General features: G+C 68.4%; 13 protein-coding genes and 2 pseudogenes. 9 read left to right on the top strand and 6 right to left on the bottom strand.

Going from position 1 to position 23,845, the window contains the following annotated elements:
• Nucleotides 1-338 precede the first annotated feature (338 nt).
• From JL101_RS33440 to JL101_RS37075, 4 genes and pseudogenes are all read right to left on the bottom strand, one after another.
• A complete protein-coding gene (locus JL101_RS33440) occupies nucleotides 339-6,404 on the bottom strand; it encodes a choice-of-anchor I family protein (protein WP_203099293.1) in 6,066 nt (2,021 codons plus the stop codon).
• A 401-nt stretch (nucleotides 6,405-6,805) separates the two neighbouring features.
• On the bottom strand, nucleotides 6,806-7,537 hold the full coding sequence (locus JL101_RS33435) for a terminase small subunit (protein ID WP_203099292.1): 732 nt from the start codon (nucleotides 7,535-7,537) through the stop codon (nucleotides 6,806-6,808).
• A gap of 357 nt (nucleotides 7,538-7,894) precedes the next feature.
• Nucleotides 7,895-8,158, bottom strand: coding sequence for an FAD-dependent oxidoreductase (locus JL101_RS36695; RefSeq protein ID WP_203099291.1), 264 nt, complete (start codon nucleotides 8,156-8,158; stop codon nucleotides 7,895-7,897).
• Nucleotides 8,159-8,378: 220 nt separating this feature from the next.
• Nucleotides 8,379-8,423 (bottom strand): annotated as a pseudogene (locus JL101_RS37075) (hypothetical protein); the annotation flags it as partial.
• Between the two features lie 355 nt (nucleotides 8,424-8,778).
• On the opposite strand from JL101_RS37075, the gene JL101_RS33425 reads away from it, so the two are divergent.
• The 5 genes from JL101_RS33425 (at nucleotide 8,779) to JL101_RS33405 (ending at nucleotide 15,418) form a co-directional block, all read left to right on the top strand.
• Complete coding sequence (locus JL101_RS33425) at nucleotides 8,779-9,447, top strand: GNAT family N-acetyltransferase (protein WP_203099290.1); 669 nt, start codon at nucleotides 8,779-8,781, stop codon at nucleotides 9,445-9,447.
• A gap of 46 nt (nucleotides 9,448-9,493) precedes the next feature.
• Nucleotides 9,494-10,261: an isocitrate lyase/PEP mutase family protein gene (locus JL101_RS33420; RefSeq protein WP_203099289.1), complete on the top strand. Its 768-nt coding sequence runs from the start codon at nucleotides 9,494-9,496 to the stop codon at nucleotides 10,259-10,261.
• Between the two features lie 233 nt (nucleotides 10,262-10,494).
• On the top strand, nucleotides 10,495-12,276 hold the full coding sequence (locus JL101_RS33415) for an L-lactate permease (RefSeq protein ID WP_203099288.1): 1,782 nt from the start codon (nucleotides 10,495-10,497) through the stop codon (nucleotides 12,274-12,276).
• 389 nt (nucleotides 12,277-12,665) lie between these two features.
• Nucleotides 12,666-14,294 (top strand): hypothetical protein, encoded by a 1,629-nt coding sequence (locus JL101_RS33410; RefSeq protein WP_203099287.1) that lies wholly within the window; start codon nucleotides 12,666-12,668, stop codon nucleotides 14,292-14,294.
• Complete coding sequence (locus JL101_RS33405; protein WP_203099286.1) at nucleotides 14,291-15,418, top strand: glycosyltransferase family 87 protein; 1,128 nt, start codon at nucleotides 14,291-14,293, stop codon at nucleotides 15,416-15,418. The genes JL101_RS33410 and JL101_RS33405 overlap by 4 nt, the downstream gene beginning before the upstream one ends.
• A 257-nt stretch (nucleotides 15,419-15,675) precedes the next feature.
• On the opposite strand, the gene JL101_RS33400 is transcribed toward JL101_RS33405, so the two are convergent.
• Nucleotides 15,676-16,782: a lysozyme family protein gene (locus JL101_RS33400; RefSeq protein WP_203099285.1), complete on the bottom strand. Its 1,107-nt coding sequence runs from the start codon at nucleotides 16,780-16,782 to the stop codon at nucleotides 15,676-15,678.
• Between the two features lie 298 nt (nucleotides 16,783-17,080).
• Between JL101_RS33400 and recA the strand changes: the two genes are divergently transcribed.
• The gene (gene recA, locus JL101_RS33395) at nucleotides 17,081-18,166 is read left to right on the top strand and encodes a recombinase RecA (protein WP_203099284.1); all 1,086 of its coding nucleotides are present in this window, start codon (nucleotides 17,081-17,083) and stop codon (nucleotides 18,164-18,166) included.
• A 48-nt stretch (nucleotides 18,167-18,214) separates the two neighbouring features.
• Here recA and JL101_RS33390 read toward each other — a convergent pair whose 3' ends face one another.
• A complete protein-coding gene (locus tag JL101_RS33390; RefSeq protein WP_203099283.1) occupies nucleotides 18,215-19,993 on the bottom strand; it encodes a sensor histidine kinase in 1,779 nt (592 codons plus the stop codon).
• A gap of 200 nt (nucleotides 19,994-20,193) precedes the next feature.
• Between JL101_RS33390 and JL101_RS37070 the strand changes: the two are divergent.
• The 3 genes and pseudogenes from JL101_RS37070 (at nucleotide 20,194) to JL101_RS33375 (ending at nucleotide 23,793) form a co-directional block, all read left to right on the top strand.
• A pseudogene (locus tag JL101_RS37070) lies at nucleotides 20,194-21,307 on the top strand (ISAs1 family transposase).
• 874 nt (nucleotides 21,308-22,181) lie between these two features.
• The gene (locus JL101_RS33380) at nucleotides 22,182-22,976 is read left to right on the top strand and encodes a glycine betaine ABC transporter substrate-binding protein (protein WP_203100816.1); all 795 of its coding nucleotides are present in this window, start codon (nucleotides 22,182-22,184) and stop codon (nucleotides 22,974-22,976) included.
• Nucleotides 22,977-22,989: 13 nt separating this feature from the next.
• On the top strand, nucleotides 22,990-23,793 hold the full coding sequence (locus tag JL101_RS33375) for a class I SAM-dependent methyltransferase (RefSeq protein WP_203100815.1): 804 nt from the start codon (nucleotides 22,990-22,992) through the stop codon (nucleotides 23,791-23,793).
• The last annotated feature ends 52 nt before the right edge of the window (nucleotides 23,794-23,845 follow it).

Below are 23,845 nucleotides of genomic sequence, written 5' to 3'. Positions count from 1 at the left end.
CACATGCTTCCGGATCGGCGCAGGCGCCGTCTCGAACCGCGCTGAGCCGGAGGATCAGGTCGCGCACCGCCGGGGAGCGCGAATCGGATCGGGAACTGAGGTCGGAGATGGTCTCCTCGAGACGGTCGGTTCGGCCGAGCATGGTGCAGGCTTGTCTTTCTTGAAGTGACGGCGAGGGCCGGAGCCTGCCCGGGACAGGCTCCGGCTGCCTGACGCAGCGAAGATAAGGATCCGGGCCCGGAAGCGTTTGACCAGGATCAAGACAATCGGATTTTCGGGTTTCCGTTGGGCAGGCCCGCGTGCCGGCGATCGCCGCGCCGGCACGCGGGAAGGGTTGATCATGCCGTGTAGATCGACTGCCGCACCGCGTCGATGTCGCCGGAGATGACCGTCACCGTGTCCAGGCCGGCATTGATGCCGACCACCGGCACCAGGATCTGGCCGTTGGCGTCCGGCTCCAGCCCGGCCAGCGGCGCCAGCGCGTCGGCCACATCCTCGCCGTCCTCGATTCCGGCGAGCAGCGACTGGAGCCGGGGGCTCAGGAGTCCCAGGTCGCCCTTCAGCAGGTCGTCGACCTGCCCGAGGATCGGAGCGAAGTCGATGGTGTCCGCCGTCAGGTCGAGGTCCCGCTCGCCCTCGAACAGCATCGCGTCGCCGTCCTCCAGGTCGGCGACCAGCGTGGTGTCGGCCCGGTCGTCGTCGAGCCAGGCCTTGGAGAACACGATCAGGTCGTCGTCGGCGCCGAGGAACGCCGCGTCCTGGCCGGAGCCTGCCACGATGACGTCGCTGCCCCGCCCGCCGGCCAGCAGGTCTATCCCGTCGCCGCCGGCCAGCAGGTCCGAGTCCGATCCGCCGAACAGCGCGTTGGTGCCGCTGGTCCCGATCAGCCGGTCCGCTCCGGCCCCGCCCAGGGCGATGTCCAGGCCGGTGCCGGTGCGGATCGTGTCGGCGCCGTCGCCGCCGGACATGATGTTGGTCCCGGCCTCGCCGTCGATCGCATCGTCGCCGGCATTGCCCTCGGCGATATCGGTGCCGTCGCCCAGCGCGATGAGGTCCGGCCCGCCTTTGGCGGCGATCCGGTTGTCGCCGTCGCCGGCCCGGATCACGTCCCGGCCGTCGGTGACCTCGAAGGTCTCCGGCAGGTCCAGCCCGACCACCAGCGGGTCATGGTCGCTGGCCTGCTCTGCGAACTCCGCGTTGACGTGGACCACGTCGTAGTCGGCCTTTTCCGCCAGCGCGTCGCTGACCAGGGCGTGGTCGAGCGCCTGGGCGTTGCCCTCGAAGACGTAGCTGTAGCGCTCCTCCTCCGGCAGGGTGAGGGTCAGGTTGTTCAGCACCTGCTCGTCGCCTTCGCCGGTGACGGCGGCCAGCGGCTCCAGGAACTGGAACTCGTTGAAGTCGCCCAGCACCACCACGTTGGCGTCGCCGTCCTCCTCCAGAAGCCCGTCCACGAACGCGTTGATCGCCTCGCCCTGGGCGATCCGCTGCTCCTCGCCGCCGTTGACCGGCGGCTGGACCGCGCCGAACAGCGGGGTGCCGCCACCCTTCGACGTGTTATGGACGGTGATCACGTCCACGGCGTTGCCGTTGAACTCGAATTGGGCGTAGAGCGGCACGCGGCTGTCGGTCCAGGGCTCCTCCCCGAACTCGCCGATCGCCTGGACGCTGTCCTCGACCAGATCGACCCGGTCGCCGTTGTAGAGCATGCCGACCCGGATGTTTCCGCCGGGCTGGCCGCCCGACGTGCCGTCCTCGGGAGCCACCTCCACATAGGTGTAGGTCGGGCCGCCGGCCTCCTCGATGGCGTCGATCAGCGCCTGGGCGGTGGCCTCGCCGCTGACGGTCCCGTCGTCGGCCGAGCCGCTGCCGTCCTGGATCTCCTGGAGGGCGATGATGTCGGGCGACTTCAGGTTCGCGACGATCTGTTCGGCCTGGGCGTCGAACTTGCCGTCGGCCAAGTCGGTGTCGCCGTCATCGTCGTTGGGGTCCAGGTTCTCGACATTGTAGCTGGCGACGGTCAGGCGGCCGGCGCCGCCCTCGATATCGATGGTCTCCCGCTCGATCGGGCTGGGCACCGCCTCGCCCAACTCCTGGACCAGCACCTCGTAATTGCCGAAGGCGTAGGACACCACGCCGGTCGCGTCGCCCAGCAGGGCGCCGGTGTCCACCTCGGCGGTGAGATCGCCGGAAACGTCGGCGTCGAACTGGAGCTGGATCCGCTCCGGGTTGAAGTCGTCCGGCCCGATCACGATGGCGCCGCGATCGTTCAGCCCGGTCGCCCCGGCGCCCTGGTCGGCCACAGTGAAGATCTCGCCGAAGCCGTTGGTCGGCGACGTGGCAACGGCGTCGGCGACGGTGACCCGCATGCCTTCCAGGCTCTCGTAGAACGCGATGCCGTCCGGGCTGATGATCTCGGTCGGCGGTTCGCGGCCCGCCTCGCCGCCCGTTTGCCCGATGATCACCGCGTCCGGCAGGTCGGCGTCGGTCACCAGCACCCGGGTGTCGGTCACCTGGGAAATCTGGGTGGTGGACAGGTTGCCGCTCGACGCACCGCCGGGGGTGAATTCGGAGACGGTGCCGGTGACGGCGATCTCCATGCCCTGGACGACCGTCGGGGCGGCCCCGGTGAAGACGAAGATGCCGTCCGAGGTGGCGTCGTCGCCATCGCCCTCGCCGTTCTCCCCGGTGTCCTGGAGATAGTAGCCGTTGCCGTCCACCGCGGTCACGACGCCGCGCGCGGTGACGGTCTGGCCGGTCAGCGGAGAGGTGGCGCCGGTCCCCTGGATCTCGCCGATCGCGGTATAGTCCGGCTCCGCCGGGACGCCGATGCCGAACAGGCGGGTGGTGCCGCTGACCTCGTTGGTGACCGCCAGCAGCGGCTCGCCGGTCGGGCTGTCGCCGGCGGCGATGAAGGCCAGCCCCTCGGGGCCGAGGTCGCCCGCGGTGCCTTCCTCGGCCGAGCCGGCGAAATCGCGGGTATTGACGTACTGGACGAACCGGGCGCCATCGGCCTCGGTCACGTCATAGACCATGACCCCGCCGACCCGCTCCAGCCCGACGAAGGCATAGGTGCGGCCGTCGATCTCGCCGACCGCGACGCCTTCGGGCTCCGGCCCCTTGTTGTCCGACCGGTCGTCGAAGCTGTCGTTATCGTCGTTGTTGGCGTTGAAGCCGGTGGTGCCCAGCTCCGCGGCGGTGATCCGCTCGAACTGGTCGCCGCTGTCGAAGACCCGTTCCCCCTGGTCGTTCCAGATCGTAAAGGACCGGCCGCCGAAGGTGTAGAGCTGGTCGATGTCGCCGTCGCCGTCGGTGTCGCCGTCCACCGCCGAGACCGTCAGCCGGCCCAGTTCCTCGTCGGACTGGAGCGATTCGGCGTCGGGGAAAGCGGCCGGGTCCAGCTCGGCGTCGGCGACGCGGATCTCCTCGCCGTCGCGGGTGTCGCCCTCGTTGGCGGTGACCCAGTAGGTCTCCCCGTCCGCTCCGGCATAGCTGGCGATCGCGTCGGGCTGGTACAGGCCCAGGACGGGGACCGGGCGGATCGCGATGCCGTCCTCGTCGCTTGAATCGATCCCGTTGCCGTCCTCGGAGAAGTCCTTGGTGCCGAGCGGCAGGATGTCGGTCACTTCCAGGGTGGCGAGGTCGATCCGCGCGACCGCGTTGTTCTCCTGCAAGGTGGCCCAGGCGGTGGCACCGTCCGGGGACACCGCGATGTATTCCGGCTCGATGTCCTCCGAGACGGTCTTGCCCGCCTCGATCCGCACGCCCTGGTCGCGCAGCTCGTCCTCCCGCCCGTCGAAGGCGGAGAAATCGATGGTCGTCACCTCGGCCCCGGTCAGTCCGCCGGCCAGGTCGATCACGCTGATGCTGCCCTCGGGGTCGGTCGTGTCGGCCGGTTCGCCCTCGTTCGCGACCAGCAGCTTCGTCCCGTCGGCCGTGAAGGTCAGCGAATCCGGCAGCACGCCGGCCTCGACGGTGCCCAGGAATGTCCCGCCGTTGCTGTAGAAGGCGACGACACCGTTCTGGGCGCCGTCCTCGTTCTGGACCGCGGCGGCGACCAGCCCGCCGGAAACGGCCACGCTGTTGACGCCGCCGACCCCGGCCAGCACGCCGATGTCGGCCTGGCCGACGCGGACCGGCGCGTCGGGGTCGGAGACGTCGAGGATGTCCACCGTCAGGTCGCCGTCGTTGCTGACGAACAGCCGCTGGGTCAGCGGGTCGTAGGCCGGGATCTCCTGGGCGCTCTCGTCGAAGATGCCGGTCTCGAACACGCCGAGCGGCGTCAGCGCGATGCCGGCGGAGGGGGCGCCGCCATCTCCGTCTCCATCTCCGTCTCCATCGCCGCCACCGTCGCCGCCACCGTCGCCGTCATCGAGCGTATCCTCCCGCACCGCCAGGTTCTGGATGCGCTCGTCCTCCGCCTGGGAGGTCTCCGCCCCGTCGAACGGCGCTTCGGCGAACTCGGCGGCCAGGTACTCGGCCAGGGCGTCCTGCTCGGTGCCGGGATCGGCGAAGGTCGCCGCACCCGGGTCGGTCAGCACGTCGGCCAGATCGACGCGGTTCGCGAAGTCCGGATCGGCCTCGATGAAGTCGCGGAACGGGTAGCCGTCGCCGCCGTCCGCCAGGAAGCTCAGGGTCACCACCCGGATGGCGTTCGGCGCGTCCGCGACGACCTCGCCGTCCGCGACGACGGTCCGGCCCGGTTCGCCCTGGTCGTCCAGCAGCACGGCCGTGCGGACCCGCTCGCCGGCCGGCAGCTCCGGGTCATAGCTGAAGGCGACGCCGCCGACCTGGGCGAACTGGCCCGGCGTGGCGCCGGGGGCGACGGCGGCGACGCCGTGCTCCAGGGCCGCCTTGAGCTGTTCGGCCGTCACGGTCAGCGTGGTCAGGCTGTTGTTGAAGCGAAGCGCGTTGCTGATGTCCAGTTCGGAAACCTCGCCCGCCTCCTTGCCGGCCTCCGGATTGGCCTGGGTCGGCAGCAGGGTGCCGTCGTCCGCCACCGTGCCGATCGGCGCGCGGATTCCGCCGCCGTTCTTGATCGAGACCTGGACGTCCGGGTCGATCTCGCGCGCCGCCGCGATGTTGGCGTCGGACGACAGGTTGCCCAGATTCGTCTCCTCCGTCCGGACCGCGGTCCGGCGGCCCTCCAGGAAGACGGAGCTGAGGCCGAACACGTTGGCGTCCTGCGCCGTCACGATGTCCTGGACCTCTCCCACCAGATCCCTGACCTCGCCGGCGGCGGTGCCCTCGGCGAACGGGTCGGCGCCGTCGTAGAGCGCCGCGACCTCCTCGTCGGTGGTGGCGACGGGGCCGCTCTCGTCCGGGTCGATGCTGCCGGGGATCACAACGCCCTCGGAGTCGAACTCGACCACCAGCCGGCCGACATAGCTGTATTCGCCGTCGGTCGAGACGATGGCGATCGGGTTGCCGTCCGCGCCGGTCGCGGTGACCGGGTAGGGGCCCGCCGCCTCGTCGCCGGGGCGGAGCGTGTCGGTGCCGTCGGCCAGGATGGTGTCGGACCCGCCGGCGATGATCACGTCCACGCCGTTCAGCAGCGGCGCCAAGCCCTGTTCCAGCGCGAGCTGCTGGAGGTGGCTGACCAGCACGATCTTGGTGACGCCCTGGTCGGCGAGGCGCGCCGCCTCGGCATTGACGATTTCGGCCAAGGTGGAAAGATCCTCGTCCGATCCTTCGACCCCGACGGTGCCGGGGGAGGAGATCTCGGCGAGGCGCGGCGTGGTCAGGCCGATCACGCCGATCGGCTCGCCATTCTCCTCGACGATGGCGCTGTTCGCGATCTTGGCCGGATCGGCGGTCCCGGCCGCCGCAGCGTCCAGGTCGGTGCGGAAGCTGTCGGATGTCCGGATCTCGTCCGTGTAGAGGGATTCGAGCCCGGAGCCGGTGAATTCCAGGTTGGACGACAGGTAGGGGAACTGGGCGCCCAGCCAGTCGATCCCGGACAGCGGCGGCTCGCCCGCTTCCGGTGCTCCGGCGGCGACGCCGATGATCGAGGAGATGGCATCCAGCCCGAGGTCGAACTCATGATTGCCGAAGGCCGAGGCGTCGAAACCGACCAGGTTCATCACGGAGATGTCGATGCGGCCCTGCGCCGGGGCCAGCTCCTCGAAGCTGACGGTGTCGGCGTCCGCCGGCAGCTCGTACAGGAAATTGTAGGCGTCGGCGAAGGCGGGGCCCAGGTCGGGATCTGCCGATGCGTTGAAGAAAGGGCCGGAGATATAGTTGTCGCCGGCCGACAGGGTGATGGAATTCGTTTCCTCGCCCTCCAGGGCCTGCTCGATGGCCGCGAAATTGGGTGCCCGCTGGATCGCGTCGATGCCACCTTCCAGATCCGAGGCGTGGAGTATCTGGAGGCGGAAGCTCTCGTCGGTGCTGATCGTATTGGACATCAAATAGGCCCTCCCTGCGCCCGTAACATAGATGCGGAGGTCTAGGTGTTCGTTGGAACTCCGCGACCGGCCGAGGGACAGTTTCAGAAAGCAATTTCAGTAATGTGACAGGTTGATGATAATAGACTTGGCTCGATTATTGAGTTAATCCCAACGGGATGTTGCCGATACGTCCCGAGGAGCGGAGCAAGACGATGTCCGCGGACGGGACTTGCGGGTCGGCACGGTGCTTCGATGGACCGTTGTTCGGCTGATGCGAGGCGTAAACCGGGAAACATGATCCGACCCCGCTCCAAGATCTGAGCGGGAGGGGCGGAGCATGGGGCTCGATCGGTGCCTGTGGCATCGGTCTGCCGGGCTCCCGGTTTCCGGAGAGTCCTGCCGATCCTCCGGAAACCGTATCAGGCGACCGCCGGCAGCCTCAGGGCTGGCACCGGCACCGGCACCGACAGGGAGGTGGACCCGAACAGGGCGGCCGTCGCGGGCGAGGTCACTATCCGACGGGCCGAAAGGTCACTATTCCGCCCGATGGCCTGCGGGGCAACGGGCTTTCCGGCGGGCAGGGAGCGGAGCGGCACGGCCGGTTCGGCCGGAGACATCGCCGGTTCGGCCGGAGACATCGCCGGAGCATCCGGGGGCTCAACCGGGTCGGTCGCGGCCGACTGTCCGGGCGAGGCGTGGTCGGCATCCTCCTCCGGGTCGCAGTCCAGGGTCTCCAGGTCGGCGTCGGGGTGCGGCTTGTCGCCCAGGAAATGGTGCGGGATGCGCTTGTCCTGGATCACCCCGAGGAGTTTCAGGCCGAATTCCACTCCGCGGAGCGCCAGGCCGAGGCTCTTGCGCTCCAGCGCCTCCCCGACGATCGTATCGACCAGGCCGGCGGCGCGGTCCAGGGCGGCCTGATGGCCGGCCTGCCGGTCGGTCCGGAGCTGGTCGATCCGGACGCGGATTTCCGGCTGGGTCATCAGGAAGGCCCCGCGCTGCTTCGCGCCCTTGGGCGAATAGCCCGCCCGCCGTGCCGCCTCCGCCCCGCCGACGCCGCTGGCCATGGCCCGGCAGAAGGCTTCCTGGCGCGGCGTCAGGACGATCACGGGCGGGACCGAGGCGGCGGATGCCGGAGAACTATGGTCGAGCATGGCTGGGGCGCCTTCACGGAAAAGAACAATACATGAACATTAAATCATGTTTGTGGTATATGCAAGTTGCTCGGCGACAGGATCATCAGGGGGCGCGAGGTCGCCGCGGGCGCTGTCACCGGTCCCCGGGTACCCGATCAAGTCGAGCCGCCCGAGACAGCTGATCCGATGCGTTGCGCCATGGGCGCAACCTACGATCGTCGGCCCGCATCACCTCCGCCTTGCATCGAGCCGTAGGTTGTGCCCATGGCGCAACACAGTGCGGCGAGTGGAACGGCCGGGACCTGGACGGGACGGGGCCTGTGGGACTCCGTCCCGCTTCGCCGGAGGAGGGGCGGCGTCACTCGGCCCTAAGCGTCATCTGAAGCATAGCTGCAGCCCGTTCGGGCACGGCGACATGAGCGTCGAATTGCGCAGGGCGGAGTAGATCTCCGCAGCGGCGCGGTGGCCGCTGTTCATCGCCCCGCCCGCGGTCTGCGCGAGCGGGCCGCCCGTCGCCTCGCCGGCGAAGAAGACCAGGTCGCCGACCGGCTCCGCCACCACCTCGCGCATATGGGCCATGCCCGGCAGCGCGCCCGAATAGGCGCCGCGGGTGAGGGGGTTGGTGCCCCAGTTCGTCACGTCCCATTGGGAGATCCTGGCGACAGCCGCCGAGCCAAGCGCTGCAGGCCGAGCAGTTCCTTGGCATCGAGCGGCACGCCGTCCAAGAACGCCTTGTCGATCCGGGTATCGTCCTGGTGGACCAGCTCGTAGCCCGAGGCACGCCGATCGGCAGGAACGGGTTGATGTCGGCCGAGTGAATCCAGGCGCCGCCGTAATCCATCGGGACGTTGTTGAACCGGCGGGTCTGGAGCCGGCTGCCGAGTTGCCCGGCCGCCTCGACGATCTGGACCCTGTATCCGAACTGCGCCAGCCGTTCCGCCGACGATGACGACGTAGATGGGGATCGATGTCGGCGGCTTGTTTAGTTGCGCGAAGGCGGGAGCATGGCGCAGCAGCGGCGCAGCGGCGCAGCGGCGCAGCGGCGAGCCACACCCCCGGGAGGAACTGAAGAGCTTCCTGAAATCACACCATCATGACGTAGCCGACCACGGCCCGCGGCGAGTTCTCGAACGGAGCGAGCCGAGCTTGTCTTTCCGCCGACAGAAATTGACCGGACGTCGTCATGGCGGCGGTCTACAATGCGGAGCCGGCGACGTGACGCTGGTCTCGGACTTGCAAAAGGAGAGGACGGGACGGACATGGACCTTTCAGGATGGAACGGCGCTCCGCGCCCGGAGCGGATCGTGATCGAGGGCTCCTACGCGCGCCTGGAACCCCTCGACCCGGCCCGCCACGGCGCCCAGCTCTTCCGTTCGGCCCGGCAGGATGGCGCCGAGGACCGTTTCCGATACCTCTTCGAGGAAGTGCCCGCCGACGAGGAGAGTTTCGCGAGGTGGCTGAAGGGCGCCGCTGCCTCGCAGGATCCCCTGTTCTTTGCCGTGATCGACAAGACGACGGGGCGGGCGGAAGGACGCCAGGCGCTGATGCGGATCGACCCGACGCACGGGGTGATCGAGATCGGCAACATCCTGTGGGGTCCGGCGATCTCCCGGACCCGTGTCGCGACTGAAGCGTTCTTTCTCTTCGCCACGCATGCCTTCGACACGCTCGGCTACCGCCGGTTCGAGTGGAAGTGCAACGACCGGAACGCGCCGTCGAAGAGGGCCGCCGAGCGCTTCGGATTCACGTTCGAGGGGGTGTTCCGGAACCACATGGTGGTGAAGGGGGAGAACCGGGACACGGCCTGGTTCTCCATCGTCGATTCGGAATGGCCGGCGCTGCGGACCCGCTTCAAGGCTTGGCTCGATCCCTCGAACTTCGACGGTGCCGGAAACCAGAAGCGCCGGCTGGGAGAGCTCCCGACCTGAGGGAAAGCGGCGAGCGCATCTCATCCGATCCGAAACGGAGCACTCGATGACCACGACGGCAGAGAAACGAGCGGCTTTCCGCAAGATGCACGAGAGCGGCTTCTTCGTGATTCCCAACGCCTGGGACGCGGGCAGCGCGGTTCGCCTCACCAAGCTCGGGTTCAAGGCGATCGCCTCCACGAGCTCGGGCGCCGCCTGGGCGGCAGGCAGGGACGACGGGGAACTCGGTCTCGACGCCACGCTCGACCACCTGAGGATGCTCGTCGCGGCCACTCCCCTGCCGATCAACGCCGATTTCGAGAACGGCTACGCCGATCATCCCGAGGACGTCGCGGCGAACGTCGCGCGGGCACTCGACACCGGGATCGCGGCGCTGTCGATCGAGGACTGGTCGGGCAGCTACATGTACGAGCAGGGCCTTGCGGTCGAGCGCATCGCTGCCGCTCGCGCCGCCATCGACGCCGTGGATCCCAGCGTCATGCTGATCGGCCGCAACGAGAACTTCCAGGTTCCCGGCATGCCGGCAGGCGAAAGCATCGCCCGCGCCGTCGCCTATGCCGAGGCCGGGGCCGACTGCCTGTTCGTTCCCTTCATCCTTGATCCGGCTGCTGTGGCCGAGCTTGTCGCGGCGGTCGCGCCAAAGCCGGTCAACGTGGTTGTCCACGAATACGACGACGGCATCCGCTCCCTTGCGGCGCTCGGCGTCCGGCGCTGTAGCGTGGGCGGCAGCCTCGCCCGGCGGGCTTGGTCGGCCTTCGACGCCGCGGCCCGGACACTTCGCGATTGCGAGGCCTCGGCCGCGAACCCGGCTTAAATATACAGGCCGGCATTCAGGCAGGCTCCCGCCAGACGGGTTCAGGGTCAGCAACCCGTCAAGGCGCCCATTATACTTTCCATAACAAACATTATCACATTCTTGGGTATCCTCATGGCCCCCGTCCGCCGCGCCCGCGTTTCCCCATCGGGCTACTGATCTGCCTTGCAGCGGTCCCATATAGTGCCGGCTCGCGACAACGACGATAAAGCCGAGGAAACACCGGAGTCTACATGCCTCAAAGTCTGCAATTCCTTCTAGCACTGATGCCGATCTGCATCGTGTTCGTCCTGCTGGTGGCACTCCGCCGGTCGGCCAAGCTGACCATGGCGGTCGCCTACGCCGCGACGGCCCTGATCGCCCTCGCGCTGTGGGGCACCCCGATCGAAAAGGTCATGGGCGCCTCGGTCAACGGCCTGGTGACGGCGGTCAACGTCCTCTACATCGTGTTCGGAGCCATCCTGCTGCTGTACACGCTCGAGGAGAGCGGAGCGATCGCCCGGATCCGGCAGGGCTTCACCTCGATCTCGCCCGACCGGCGGGTGCAGGCGATCCTGATCGCCTGGCTGTTCGGATCCTTGGTGGAGGGCGCCTCGGGTTTCGGCACGCCGGCGGCGATCGCGGCGCCACTGCTGGTCGCCATCGGCTTCCCGGCCATGGCGGCGGTGCTGGCGGCCCTGATCATCCAGAGCACGCCGGTCTCGTTCGGCGCGGTCGGGACGCCGATCCTGCTGGGCGTCAATACCGGCCTCGCCAACCAGGAGATCGTCAACAGCACGATCGCGCCGATGGCCTTCGGCGACTACCTGGTCCATATCGCGGTCAACGTCGCCATGGTCCACGCGCTGGTCGGTTTCCTGATCCCGCTGATCATGGTCGCGATGATCACCCGGTTCTTCGGACCCAGGCGTTCCTTCGCCGAGGGATTCGCCGCCTGGAAGTTCGCGCTGTTCGCCGGCATCGCCTTCACCCTGCCCTACTATCTCGTCGCGGCCGCGTTCGGGCCGGAGTTCCCGTCGCTGATCGGCGCCATGATCGGGCTCGGGATCGTCATCCCCGCCGCCCGGCGCGGGTTGTTCCTGCCGCGCGAGGTCTTCGATTTCGGGCCGCGGAAGAACTGGGAGGACCGCTGGATCGGTACCCTGGAGCAGTCCCAGCAGGCGGTCGAGCATGAGCAGCCCATGTCGCTGCTGAAGGCCTGGACGCCTTACCTGCTGGTGGCCGCGCTGCTGATCGCGACGCGCGTGATCGATCCCCTGAAGGCGTTCCTCACCTCTCCCGAGATGACGCTGAGCTGGACCAACCTGTTCGGGTCCGGCATCTCGGCCTCGTCGCAGCCGCTCTACCTGCCGGGGACGGTGTTCGTCCTGGTATCGCTGTTCGCCTATTTCTTCCAGGGCATGGGCAAGGACGGCAGCTACCGCGCCGTCTGGTCGCTGTCGGGCAGCACCATGATCAAGGCGGCGCCGGCGCTGCTGCTCGCCGTACCGATGGTGCAGGTGTTCATCAACTCCGCGTCGCCCGACCATGCCAGCATGCCGCTGGTGCTGGCCGGCGGCGTGTCGGCCGTGTCGGGCGAGTTCTGGCCCCTGGTCTCGCCGATCGTGGGCGCGCTCGGCGCCTTCATTGCCGGATCGAACACGGTCAGCAACATGATGTTCTCGCTGTTCCAGTTCTCCACGGCGGTCAACATCGGGCTGGCGTCCGCGGGGGCCGCACTCGTGGTGACCCTTCAGGCCGTCGGCGGTGCCGCCGGCAACATGATCTGCGTGCACAACGTGGTCGCGGCGTCGGCGACCGTCGGGCTGGTCAACCGAGAGGGCGACCTGATCCGGATGGCGTTGCTCCCGATGACCTACTACGTGGTCCAGGCCGGCCTGATCGGAATGGCGCTGATCGCGGGCGGCCTGAATCTCTGGTGGGCCGGCGCGGTGGTGTGGCCGGTCGCCTGCCTGCTGGCCATGCGCAGCCTGGGCAGCGGCAGGCCCGCCGCCGTGGCCCCTGGCGTCAGGTAGCGGGCGCGCTCCGGCACCGACGCGGCGGACTTCCGTCTTCCTGTAGAAAAAATGGAACTTCCGCTTCGTCGGTGCTGTCTTCCAGTCGGCGGGCCTGCCGGACCTTCCGGCCAGGCCCGCCTTCCGGCCCGCCGAGCAATCAAGAAACGAGCATTGGATCTTCAAGCGAACGGCACCGCCAAGCACGGCGCGGTGACCGCACACCTGTATTTTGCCTCCGAACCGTCAAGGAGTTCACGATGCATACCCAAGATCGGAAGGCGCGCGTTTCCGCTCTTCCCGGCCTTGTCCCGGCCGGCTTCCCCGTCGCGGCATCGACCCCGTGACCAGCCCGACCCGCATCCTGCGCCGCCCCGCGCGGTGACCTCCCGGCAATTCACGGAGGGCAGGTGACCGACCAGACCCACGAAGCGGGATCCTGCCCGCACGGAGTTTCCAGGCCGGCGGGCGGGGTGGCGATGCTCGCCTCCGTCCTCATCGGTCTCGCGGCACTGCCGCTCCTGGCGACCGGAACGCCGCCGATCTTCGACTATCCGAACCATCTGGCGCGGGTCCATGTCCTGGCCCACCTGGACAGCGTCCCGGCCTTCTCGGCCAATTTCACGGCGGACAGCCTGCTGCTGCCCAATGTCCTGTCGGACCTCGTGCTGCTGGCGCTCGTGCCGGCGCTCGGGGTCGAACCGGCGGGCAAGGTGCTGCTCGGCCTGCTGCTGGTCCTGACCGTCACCGGCACCCTGGCGCTCGGTTCCGCGGCGACGGGCCGCCCCTCGGTCTGGCCGCTACTGGCAGCGGCCCTGGCCTGGAACGAGGTGATGCTCTGGGGCTTCCTGAACTACATGCTGGGAGTGGGGCTGCTGTTATGGGGGCTGGCGGCGTGGCTGCATCTCGGACGCCGGTCGCGCGGCGGCCAGCTCGCGGCGGGCGCCGTCTTCGCCCTGCTGCTGCTTCTGGCCCACATGGTGGCGTTCGGCCTGTTCGCCGTCGGCATCGCGGCCCTCGAGCTGGGCCGTGCCTGGACGGCGCGTCCCCGCGGGGTGCGTCCGGCGGCACGCCGCCTCGCAGCCTCGGCCGGCATCTTCGTTCCGGCCCTCGCGCTGTACCTGGCCGCGAGCCCGGCGAACGGCCTGCCGCTGGACCTCCGATTCGATTATACCGCTTGGCAGAAGCTGTCGCCCTTCACCCGCCTGCTGTCCACGGGCAACACGATGCTGGATACCGCGACCCTGGCGACGGCCTGCGCCGTGATCCTGATCCTGCTGGCGAGCCGGCGCGTCACCTTACACCCGGGGCTGGGCGGAGTGGCGGCGGTCTATGCCCTGATGGTGCTGGCGCTCCCCTACTCGGCCATGGGGTCCTACTTCCTGGACTCGCGGATAGCGCTTCCCGCCGCGCTGCTCCTGGTGGCAGCCCTGGCGCCCGCCCGGCCCGCTCCCGGGACGGCCCTGGTCTTCGTCCTCGGGCTGGTCCTGGCGACCGGCGCGCGCGGCGCACTGATGGCTCAGGACTGGGTCCGGCAGGACCGCAGCTTCGCCGCCGTGAGGCAGTCCCTGGACCGGCTGCCCGCCGGCGCGATCCTGGTCCCGGCGGAGGCGGCCCCGTTCGAGCTGGGCGACTGGTTCACGACCCGGCACGTGCGGCCCGCCCACGAGCACACGGCATCCTATGCGGTCCTGCAGCGGAACTCCGTCGTCGTCAACATCTTCGCCCGCGAAGGCCAGAACCCGCTGATCTTCACCCCGGCCGACCAGGGCCTGCTGGAACTCGCCGTCAACCCGATCGCCCGGGCCGAGACCGCGGACCAGGTGAGTGCGCTCGTCGATCAGGTGGACGGCGCGGTCGAGGGGAGCGGCGCCGGCGTCTACATCATCGTCTTCAACCGGGGCTGCGCCGGATGGCCCGACCGGCTTCCCGTCCGCGCCGTGGCCTGCGGCGCCCACCATGCCCTGATGCGCCTGCTGCCGCCCGGCGAGCGGGAACCCGGGACCGAGGAAATCGAGGCGGTGCGGAGCAGCTCATGACAGCGCCGCGCGGGAAACCGGACAAGCCGGCCCAGGCCGTTCCCACCGGACTGCTGGCGGCCGGCCTGACGGCGCTGATCGTCTGGCAGCTCCAGCGGTCGCTGCCGGGAGCCTTGCTGTGGGACTTCGGTTCGTTCATGGGGGCGGGACGCGCCGCGGCGGAGGGGCTCGACCCTTACGGGATCTATCCAGGGCTGACGTTCCGGGTCGAGATGCCCGGGTTCGAAAGCTGGAACCTTAACCTCAACCCGCCGGTCTCGCTGCTCCTGTTCCAGCCGCTCTCATATCTCGACCCGGCGGAAGCGTTACGGCTCTGGTGGGCGGTCACGGCGGTGGCATACGTCGCCCTGGTCACCCTGCTGGTCCGCCGCTACCGGCCGGAAGCCCCGCTGATGCCGGCGCTGGCGGCCTGTGCCGCGGCGGGTTTCTGGGACACGCTGGTGCTGGGGCAGATCTATGTGCCCCTGGCGCTCGCGGCGACCGGAGCCTGGCTGCTCCTGGAACGCGGCCGGCCGCTGGCGGCGGGGCTGCTGATCGGGGTGGTGGTCGCGGTCAAGCCGAACTTCCTGGTCTGGCCCGGGCTGCTGCTGCTGGCCGGGCATGCAAGGGCCGCCGTCGCCGCCGGGTGCTGCGCGGCCGTGCTGAGCCTGGTTCCGGCGGTGCTGTACGGGGCCGGCATCTACCGGCTCTGGCTCGACGCGATATCGCACGATGCCGACCGCGGCGCCTTCCTGACCAATGCGTCGCTGCCCGGGCTGTTCCTGCGGTCCGGGTACGGCACCGCCGGCCTGGCGGCGAGCCTCGTGCTGCTCGTCGGGCTCGCCGTCCGGGCACGCCGGCACCGGCCGGACCCCCTCCGAACGAGCGCCCTCGGCCTGCTGGGCGCCCTGGTCGCCTCGCCCCTGGCCTGGGTCCACTACAGCCTGTTCCTGCTTCCGCTGTTCTTCCGGCCGCCTTTGACCCCGGCGCTGGCTGTCGCGGCCTGTCTGCTGATCGTTCCGGTGCCGGTCCTGCTCGACCGGTTCATGTCCGCCCCGGGATGGCAGCAGGCCACGATCGGATCGGCCTATGCCTGGGCTCTTCTGCTCCTGATGGCGGACCAGTGGTTCCGGGACCGGAAATGACGCGGGGATCTCGCGTCGCCGACCGGTGCCATTCCTGCCCGGCGGGTCGTCCATGAAAAAAGACGGCCACCCCGAGGGGTGGCCTTGAGTCTAGGGAGGAAACGCCCAAAGAGGCGCATGCAGCATCGCTGCTGCAGTGCAAAAACTAATATACCGAGCCGCGCGAGGCAAGCGGCAATAATTCATTCCAGATGAGTTATTCCGTCATGCCACCTTGTTCGCCGCACCGGGTCAGGTCCCGCGGCGAGGCCGGAACCTCAGCGCTCCGCGGACGCGGCGACCTGCTCCTCGCCCCTCCCGTCACGCCAGTCCGCCAGCCCGGCCAGTTCGCCGTCCTGCTCCGCCGCGGTCGCCCGCGCCGGAGCGACGCGGTCGATGGCGGCCAGCCGATCGGGGAGGTCGAGCCGGGACATCTTCGCGATGAACCGCTTCCGGATCTCCCCGAGCGTCGCCGGCTGGCCGCCCATCCGGAAAAGGCCCGGATTTGCCCTGGCCTCCTTCGGAAACACCGAGGCGCCGACCCTGTCGGGCGTGCTTTCGGCAGCCTTGAGGAAGCGCGCCGTCCCGGCCACGCCGAAGACGTGGGCCAGATAGGTCTCGGTCTGCGTGACCGGGCGAGCCATCAGCTTCTGGAGACGCCGCCTGTTGTCGACCGTCAGCTCCGCGGCCAGGAAGGCACTCAGCCTGACATCCTCGCGCAGCGCCAGGATCTGCTCGCGGATCCGGGGATCGTCGACGACGGGTTCGCCCAGCGGTCCTCTGCGGATATGCCTGGCGAGATGGCCCAGGCCGTATTTCCGCCCGTGGGTCCGGACCTTGGACAGCCAGGTCGCCTCGATGAACTGGTAGAGTCCGGTCGCAGAGCTCGTCGATGCCCTGGCCGTGGCGTCGAGGCTGGACTCCAGGCTGGCTATGGCGCGCATCAGGCGCGCGGGCGCGCCGACCCTGGCGGCGGCCTCGTCGATCACCGCCAGGGTTCCGGCCCTGCGGTTGAGGCGCGCGACGAGGCTCCCGATGCCGGACGCGTCCGGCTCGCCGAGCCCGACCGGCGGATCGTCGGGGTCTTCGCCGAACTCGAAGGCGGCGATCTCCGGCCCGCCCGCCTCCGCCAGAATGTCGTCGAGCGTCCTGGCCTGGCCGGAACCCTCCGCCGACCCGGCCTGCCCATCCCGGTCCGGCAGGGACATCCCGCCGATCTGCAGGGCGGCACCCAGGACGACGCCCAGGACGACCAGCCCCAGGGCGGCCCGCCGGACATAGGCCATCAGGAGATCCGACGCGCGATCGCCCACCGCCGTGCGGATCATTCCCGTGCCCAGCGGTCGCGCGACGAGTTCCCCGATGGCTTGGCCGGTCCTCTTCATGATGCTTCCTCCGTCGTCGGGCCGGCCCTGCCCGCGGGCCGCCCCGGGCATGGGACGGCGCGGACGGCGGCATGATCAGGCGTCCAGGATGTTCATGATTTGTTCTAGTTGCGGGAACCTTACAGGGACTTCTCCGGTCCGGCAACTATCCGGATGGGATAGGATCGCGGCATGGTCCCCGCGATGTCGCGCCGATCCGGCGCTACCCCCAATGAGCGGCCGGCCGGCCGGTGCCCTACCCTGCAAAGCGGGAACAAAATGAGTACATAAGGTGCATTCTGAATTTGGGAGCGCTGCAATGTCCTCATCCCCGTCAAGGTTGGCCGAGACCACTCCGGACCGCCGGAAAGCCCTTGACGCCGCCCTGACCCAGATCGAACGCTCGTTCGGCAAGGGCGCCATCATGAAGCTCGGGGGCGGCGCCGAGATGCCCGCGGTGGAGGCGATCTCCACCGGTTCGCTGGGGCTCGACATCGCGCTCGGCATCGGTGGCGTGCCCAAGGGGCGCATCATCGAGATCTACGGCCCGGAAAGCTCGGGCAAGACGACGCTCACGCTGCATGTCATCGCCCAGGCCCAGAAGAGTGGCGGCATCTGCGCCTTCGTCGACGCGGAGCATGCCCTGGATCCCGCCTATGCCCGCAAGCTGGGCGTCGACGTGGACGAGCTGCTGATCTCCCAGCCCGACGCGGGCGAGCAGGCGCTGGAAATCGTCGATACGCTGGTGCGCTCGGGCGCCATCGACGTGCTGGTGGTCGACAGCGTCGCGGCCCTGGTGCCGCGCGCCGAGCTGGAAGGCGAGATGGGCGACAGCCATGTCGGCCGCCACGCGCGTCTGATGAGCCAGGCGCTCCGCAAGCTGACCGGCTCGATCTCCAAATCCAACTGCACCGTGATCTTCATCAACCAGATCCGGCTGAAGATCGGCGTCATGTTCGGCAATCCGGAGACCACCACCGGCGGCAACGCGCTGAAGTTCTACGCCTCCCAGCGTCTCGACATCCGCCGCATCGGCGCGATCAAGGACAGGGAGAACGTGGTCGGCAACCAGACCCGCGTGAAGGTGGTCAAGAACAAGATGGCCCCGCCGTTCCGGGTGGTCGAGTTCGACATCATGTACGGCGAGGGCATCTCCAAGACGGGAGAGCTCCTGGATCTGGGCGTGCAGGCCGGGGTCGTCGAGAAGTCCGGTTCCTGGTTCAGCTACGGCGGCCAGCGGATCGGGCAAGGCAAGGAGAACGCCCGGACCTTCCTGAAATCCAACCCGGACATGGCGGACGTGATCGAGTCGAAGATCCGGGAGAACGCCGGGCTCGTCGCGGGTGCGATGATGGGGTCCCCGGACGGCGACGGCGAGGCGGCCGACGATCAGGCCGCTCCGTAAGGGTTTCCGGCGGGAAAGGGCGGGTTGCCGGCCCTTTCCCGCGGCCCGTCAGATCACGTTTCGCGCCACGTGACGCCATACCTTCGATCCGTTCGCCGGCATCGGCCGGCCCGCCGCCAGGCGTTCCGCCGGCAGGCTGATATGGACCGTCTTGCCGCTGTCGGACCTGCTCTCGACCTCGAGGCTGCCGCCGTGCCGCTCGACCAGGACGCTGGAAATGAAGAGTCCCAGGGCGTTGCCCCGGTACGGCCGGGCCGTCACGCTCCCGAGGCGGTAGAGGGGATGCAGGAGGGAGGGAGCGAAGTCGTCGGCGTTTCCGGGTCCGGCATCCTCGACCCTGATTTCAAGGGCGGTTTCGGTCCTGCTGACCTTGACGGCGATATGGCCGTGCTTCGGCGAAGAGTCGACCGCGTTCCCCAGGACATAGGTCAGCACCTGCGTCAGGCGGTGCCGGTCCGCCGACAGCACGGGCAGAGGGCTGGGCAGGTCGAGCGTCAGTTTGTGCCGGGGTTCCCGTTGCGACGCCCGGACCGATCGGATCGCTTCGTCGAGGATCGCCGCCAGGACGACCGTCTCCTCGTGGAACTCGACCTGTTCGGACTCCAGCCGGGCCATCTCAAGGATGTCGTTGATCGATCCGGCCAGCTGCCGGCCGCCGCTGTCGATGATCGCGGTGATTTCCCCGGCATGGGCGCTCGGCGGTGCGAGGGCGGCGTCCTTCAGGGCCTCGCCAACTCCCAGCAGGGAGGCGAGAGGGGACCGCAGCTCCTGGCCGATATGGGCCAGGAATCGGGATTTCGCCTGGCTTGCCGCCTCGGCCGCATCGCGGGCGGCGCTCAATTCGCTCTCGCGCCGCATCCGATCGGTGATGTCGAAGACGCACCCGGCGAGATGGACCGGCCGTTCGCCGGCATCCCGCCCGGCCTGGGCGGTGACCCGGATCCAGCGCCAGTCTCCGGCCGCCTGCCGGACACGGAACTCGGCGTCGTACGGTTCCCGTTCGGCCAGGTGGCGCCGCAGGACCTCCCCTGCCCTTTCCCGGTCGTCGGGATGGAGCAGGCCCTCGAACGTGATGCCCGGGACCGGCTCGTCCCCCGGTTCCATCCCGAGCATGCGCTTCAGCAGCGGCGACCAGTAAAGCGTGCCCTTGGCGATATCCCATTCCCAGAAACCTATGCCGGCCCCCTGCATCGCCGATGCGAGCCGTTCCCCGTCTTCCGACGGGCGTTCCTCCGTCCGTTTCCGCTTGACGGCGAGGCCGGCCAGCGTCGCGAAGCGCCGGGCCAGGGCGGCTTCGGCCCCGCTCGGGCCACGGGCCTCCTCGTGGTGGACGACGAGGAACCCGTGGACCGCCCCGCCGCGTCCCAAGGGAAAGGTCCAGCAGGACCTTATGCCGTGGGCAAGGGCGATCGCGACGAACCCGCGCCACGCCGGATCGGAGGCGGCGTCGCTGGTCAGCACCACTTCTTCCGCCTCGCCGGCGTCGCGCGACCTGTCGGGCAAGGCGATGGGCATCGAACCGACCGCCGCCCCGAACCGCAGGACACCGCCATCGGGTTCGGCGAGCAGAATGGAGCAGCGCGCCCCCTCGAACAGGGCATCCGACGAGCGGCAGACGCGGTCGAGGATGCCGTCCAGACCGTCTCCCCGGGCGATGGCGTCCAGGACCGCTTCCTCGCTCTCGGCCAGGACATGCTCTCGCTCCAGCCGGGCGGGCGGCCGGCCAGCGGGACCCGGTCCGCCGCCATGATCGCCAGGCCAGACGAACTCGACCCGGGCGGACCCAAGGCTCGGACCCACGAGAGCGCCGGCAAGGCGGGTCCACACCGGATCGGAACATCTTCCCGCCGCCGTCGCGCCTTCGGCCGGGAGAGCCGCCGACACCCAGGGCTGTTCAGTTCTCCCCGTTGCGCGCCTGACTCGCGCGCAGCGAGTCCTGGCGGGGTGTGAAGCAGCGTAGAAAGAGTCTACCATCTCGCGCGAATGTGTGAATCCTTGCTCGGCAATTCCTGGACTTGGGGGTTGCCATGGTACCGTTCGGCCGGCTTCTCGCGGCCCTGGGCGAGGTTCCCGATCCGCGGCGCGCGGCGGGCAAGCGCTACCCGCTGGCGCCGCTGCTGCTGTTCACCGTGCTGGCGCTGCTGTCCGGCGCGACCTCGTACCGCCGCATCATCGTCTTCCTGGAGCAGCGCCGGGAGTTGCTCAACGAGCTGTTCGGCGTCGCCCTGAGGCGGGCGCCATCGGTCAACACCCTGCGCACCGTGCTCCAGGACCTCGACGCCGACGCCCTGGAGCGGGCGTTCCGCCGGCACGCCGCCAGCCTGCTGGCGCGCCCCGAGGGCGGGATGCCGGCGATCGCGCTCGACGGCAAGACGCTCAAGGGCAGCTTCGACCACCTCAACGACCGCAAGGCGGCCCAGGCGCTCAGCGCGTTCGCCTCGGAGGCGGCGATCCTGCTGGCGCACAGCGAGATCGACGACAAGAGCAACGAGATCCCGGCGGCCCAGCGCCTGATCGCGGAGCTCGGCCTGAGCGGCGTGCTGTTCACCGCCGACGCGCTGCACTGTCAAAAAAACCTTTGAGGCGGCCCGCGACACCGGCAACGCGTTGCTCGCCCAGGTCAAGGCCAACCAGCCGACCCTGCTGGCCACGCTCGAGGCCATCGCCGCCACCCAGCCCCCGGCCGAAAGCCACAGGAGCGTTGATCCCAAGGGCCACGGCCGCCACGAGACCCGCACGGTCGAGACCTTCGATGTCCGGGGCAAACTCGACGCCGAATGGGACGGCCTAATCGTCTGCGCCGCCCGCGTCGCCCGCCTGACCTGGCACAAGGACACCAGGTCAGGCCTGTGGCACGCCACCGAGGACGTCTCGTTCTACGCCTGCCAGGTCGCGCTCGGCGCCGAGGCGTTCGGACGGGCGGTCCGGGGGCACTGGGCGATTGAAAACCGGAGCCATTGGGTCCGCGACGTCACGTTCGGCGAGGACGCCAGCCGAACCCGCGTCAAGCCCACCCACGTCGCCCGGTTCCGCAGCTTCGCGATCAACATCCTGCGGGCCAACGGCGTCCAGAACATCGCCCGCGAACTCTACGTCAACGCGCTCAACTTCGACAATGCGCTCGCATATCGCCTCTCATAGCGAGAACTGAACAGCCCTGCGCCGACACCTGATCGATGATCATCGGCTCCGTGCAGAGGAGGGGAACATCGACACCACCGGACCGGTACGGGAATCGCTCGCGAGCCTGTGCAGCAGACATGATTGTACCTACGGACCAAGTAAGGATAGTTCAGGAAACATCCTGATCTTCAAATACTAACAGGAATTTACTTGCAAGTATCTCTGGAAGATAGGCATAGATTTTTATCCATCCTTCGGCCCGGGGATGGTACATTTCCGAGTGGAAAACATGGATTGCAGCAAAGACGAAAAGTCGTAGACTTTCAAGGGCTTACATGATGGTCCTAAATGCGTTGTTTAGAATGCCCATATTCCTATCGCTTGACCCACTTTTCCAGACACTTGCCGGAAAGTCATACCATCGGGACTATTTGAAAATTCCTCCGTGAGGCGAGTATGCCGACGGTAAGAAGAGGCGTTGCTCTTCAGCCCCTGTAGGCGAACTCGGGTCAAAACTCCGGGACGTTCGGGCTGCGATTTGCCGGAGATTTCCCGGAGTGGCGAATCCTGCCGCCGCTTTGAGCTTCTTCTCGAATCCCTCGTCCGGAATTTGAGGTTCGATCGTCGATCTCCTCCGGACACCCCTCCTACATGCGGACTGAGGTCACAGCGCCGGAGTGCGCCCGTCACATCGGCCTGCCCGGGCAGACGCCGTCGCGCTGCCGTTCAGGAACAAGCAAGCGCCGGAGCTGTTCCGATCGGACGGCATTTTGCAAAACTTCGGGATTTTCTTCAGAGGGTGCTTGGGATGAGCAGAATACTATTGGCAATAGTATCCGGAATGATGGCTTTTACCTGCGCCATGCACCCTCTGAGCGCGCAGGACAGGGTCGTGACCATAGGCATGACGAACTGGGCCGAGAACATCGCCGTCGCCAACCTGTGGAAGATCCTGCTGTCGGAACGGGACTACCGGGTCGAACTGAAGAGCGTCGACCGGGTGCTGGCCTTCAGCGGGCTGGCGCGCGGCGACATCGATCTCGGCCTGGAGACCTGGCTGCCCAAGACCGACAAGGAGGTCATGGACCGGTTCGGGAAAACCATCGAGGTGCATGATTCCTGGTACAAGGGAACGAGGCAGGGCTTCGTCGTGCCGTCCTATGTCGGGATCGACAGCATCCGGGAACTCTCGGAGCACGAGGCCGAGTTTCCCGCGGCCGGGGAAGAGGCGGCGATCGTCGGGATCGATCCCGGCTCGTCCCTGATGCAGATGGCCGAGAAGGTGCTCGACACCTACGATCTCGACATGAAGCTGGTCAATTCCTCCGAAACCGGGATGATGAGCGCGCTGGCACGCGCCTACCGGAACCGCACCCCCATCGTCGTCACCCTGTGGAGCCCGCACTGGGCCTTCGCGGAGTACGACCTCAAATACCTCCAGGACACCGAAGACGACTTCGGCGGAAGCGACAATATACATCTCATGAGCCGCGCCGGGTTCGGGGAGGACCATCCCGAGGCCCTGCGCTGGCTGAACGCCTGGGACATGAGCGACGAGGAACTGGGTTCGCTCATGCTGACGATCGAGAAGGCCGGCGACGCAGAGGCGGGCGCCCGCCGGTGGCTGGCGGAGAACCGGCCCCTGGTCGACGGCTGGTTCGGCGCGGGCGAGGCGGCCGCCCCCTGATCCCGACCTGACGATGGATGATGCATACCAGGATATCGGCCGCCTGTATCTGGCGCTCCTGTCGCCGGAACGGGAGCGCGGCGACCGTCTCGGGGACGACGCCATGAACCGGTGGATGCTCGACGTCCCTCCCGGTGCTTCGATCCTGGATGCCTGCTGCGGGGTCGGCAACGACGTGCTGGCCCTTCACCGGGGTATTCCGGCAGTGGGCAACGCCGGCCCCTGGAACGCGTTCGGCTCCGACTTCTCCGAAAGCCTGCTCCGGGTGGCACGCACGCGGACGGCGGCTTGCGGGCTGCCCGCGGACCGGTTCCGGCGGTCGTCGTTCGCCGACCTGGCCGGGATCGCGGACTGGCACCGCCGTTTCGACGTCGTGCTGGCCGCCCACGCGATCTACACCGCTCCCGACGGGATCGACGAGGGATCGTACGACGATTATCTCCGGGCTTCCCTGCACGGCATGAAGGCCGTGCTCAGGACCGGCGGCCATCTCCTGACCAATATCCGCGACTGGGCGGCTGCCGAAGCGCGGGGTTTCCCGCCGACCATCGTGGAAAACCGGCACGGCGGCGAGATCTTCCGGTGCCGGTACCACTGGCAGCCGGGAAGGACGCCCGGTTCGCTGCACGCCGCCACGCTCGCCTTCGAATGCCGGGACTCCGGGGAGCGCGCGCTATCGACCCTGAGGTTCGTCGGGCGCAGTGCCGACGAGATGGCGGGAATGTTCCGGGAAGCCGGATTCCGCATCGTCGGGCGCGAGGCGACCGGCGCCGACGGCGACCCGTTCATCACCTTCATGCTCCAGTCGGTTTCCTGACGCGAAGGTGATGCCGGTGGCCGCGGCGCGGAGGTCCATGTTCACGTTCGCG

The organism is Skermanella rosea, assembly GCF_016806835.2.
Classification (GTDB): domain Bacteria; phylum Pseudomonadota; class Alphaproteobacteria; order Azospirillales; family Azospirillaceae; genus Skermanella; species Skermanella rosea.
Note: the sequence above shows the minus strand (reverse complement) of the source record. Positions and strands in the feature narration are given on the sequence as shown.

What these genes read in the sequence shown, in the direction of transcription:
- JL101_RS33435 (WP_203099292.1), bottom strand. Translation starts at nt 7,537, where the DNA reads ATGCTCGACCATAGTTCTCCGGCATCCGCCGCCTCGGTCCCGCCCGTG.
- JL101_RS33400 (WP_203099285.1), bottom strand. Translation starts at nt 16,782, where the DNA reads ATGAAGAGGACCGGCCAAGCCATCGGGGAACTCGTCGCGCGACCGCTG.
- JL101_RS33425 (WP_203099290.1), top strand. Translation starts at nt 8,779, where the DNA reads ATGGACCTTTCAGGATGGAACGGCGCTCCGCGCCCGGAGCGGATCGTG.
- JL101_RS33375 (WP_203100815.1), top strand. Translation starts at nt 22,990, where the DNA reads ATGGATGATGCATACCAGGATATCGGCCGCCTGTATCTGGCGCTCCTG.
- JL101_RS33420 (WP_203099289.1), top strand. Translation starts at nt 9,494, where the DNA reads ATGACCACGACGGCAGAGAAACGAGCGGCTTTCCGCAAGATGCACGAG.
- JL101_RS33415 (WP_203099288.1), top strand. Translation starts at nt 10,495, where the DNA reads ATGCCTCAAAGTCTGCAATTCCTTCTAGCACTGATGCCGATCTGCATC.
- JL101_RS33405 (WP_203099286.1), top strand. Translation starts at nt 14,291, where the DNA reads ATGACAGCGCCGCGCGGGAAACCGGACAAGCCGGCCCAGGCCGTTCCC.
- recA (WP_203099284.1), top strand. Translation starts at nt 17,081, where the DNA reads ATGTCCTCATCCCCGTCAAGGTTGGCCGAGACCACTCCGGACCGCCGG.
- JL101_RS33440 (WP_203099293.1), bottom strand. Translation starts at nt 6,404, where the DNA reads ATGTCCAATACGATCAGCACCGACGAGAGCTTCCGCCTCCAGATACTC.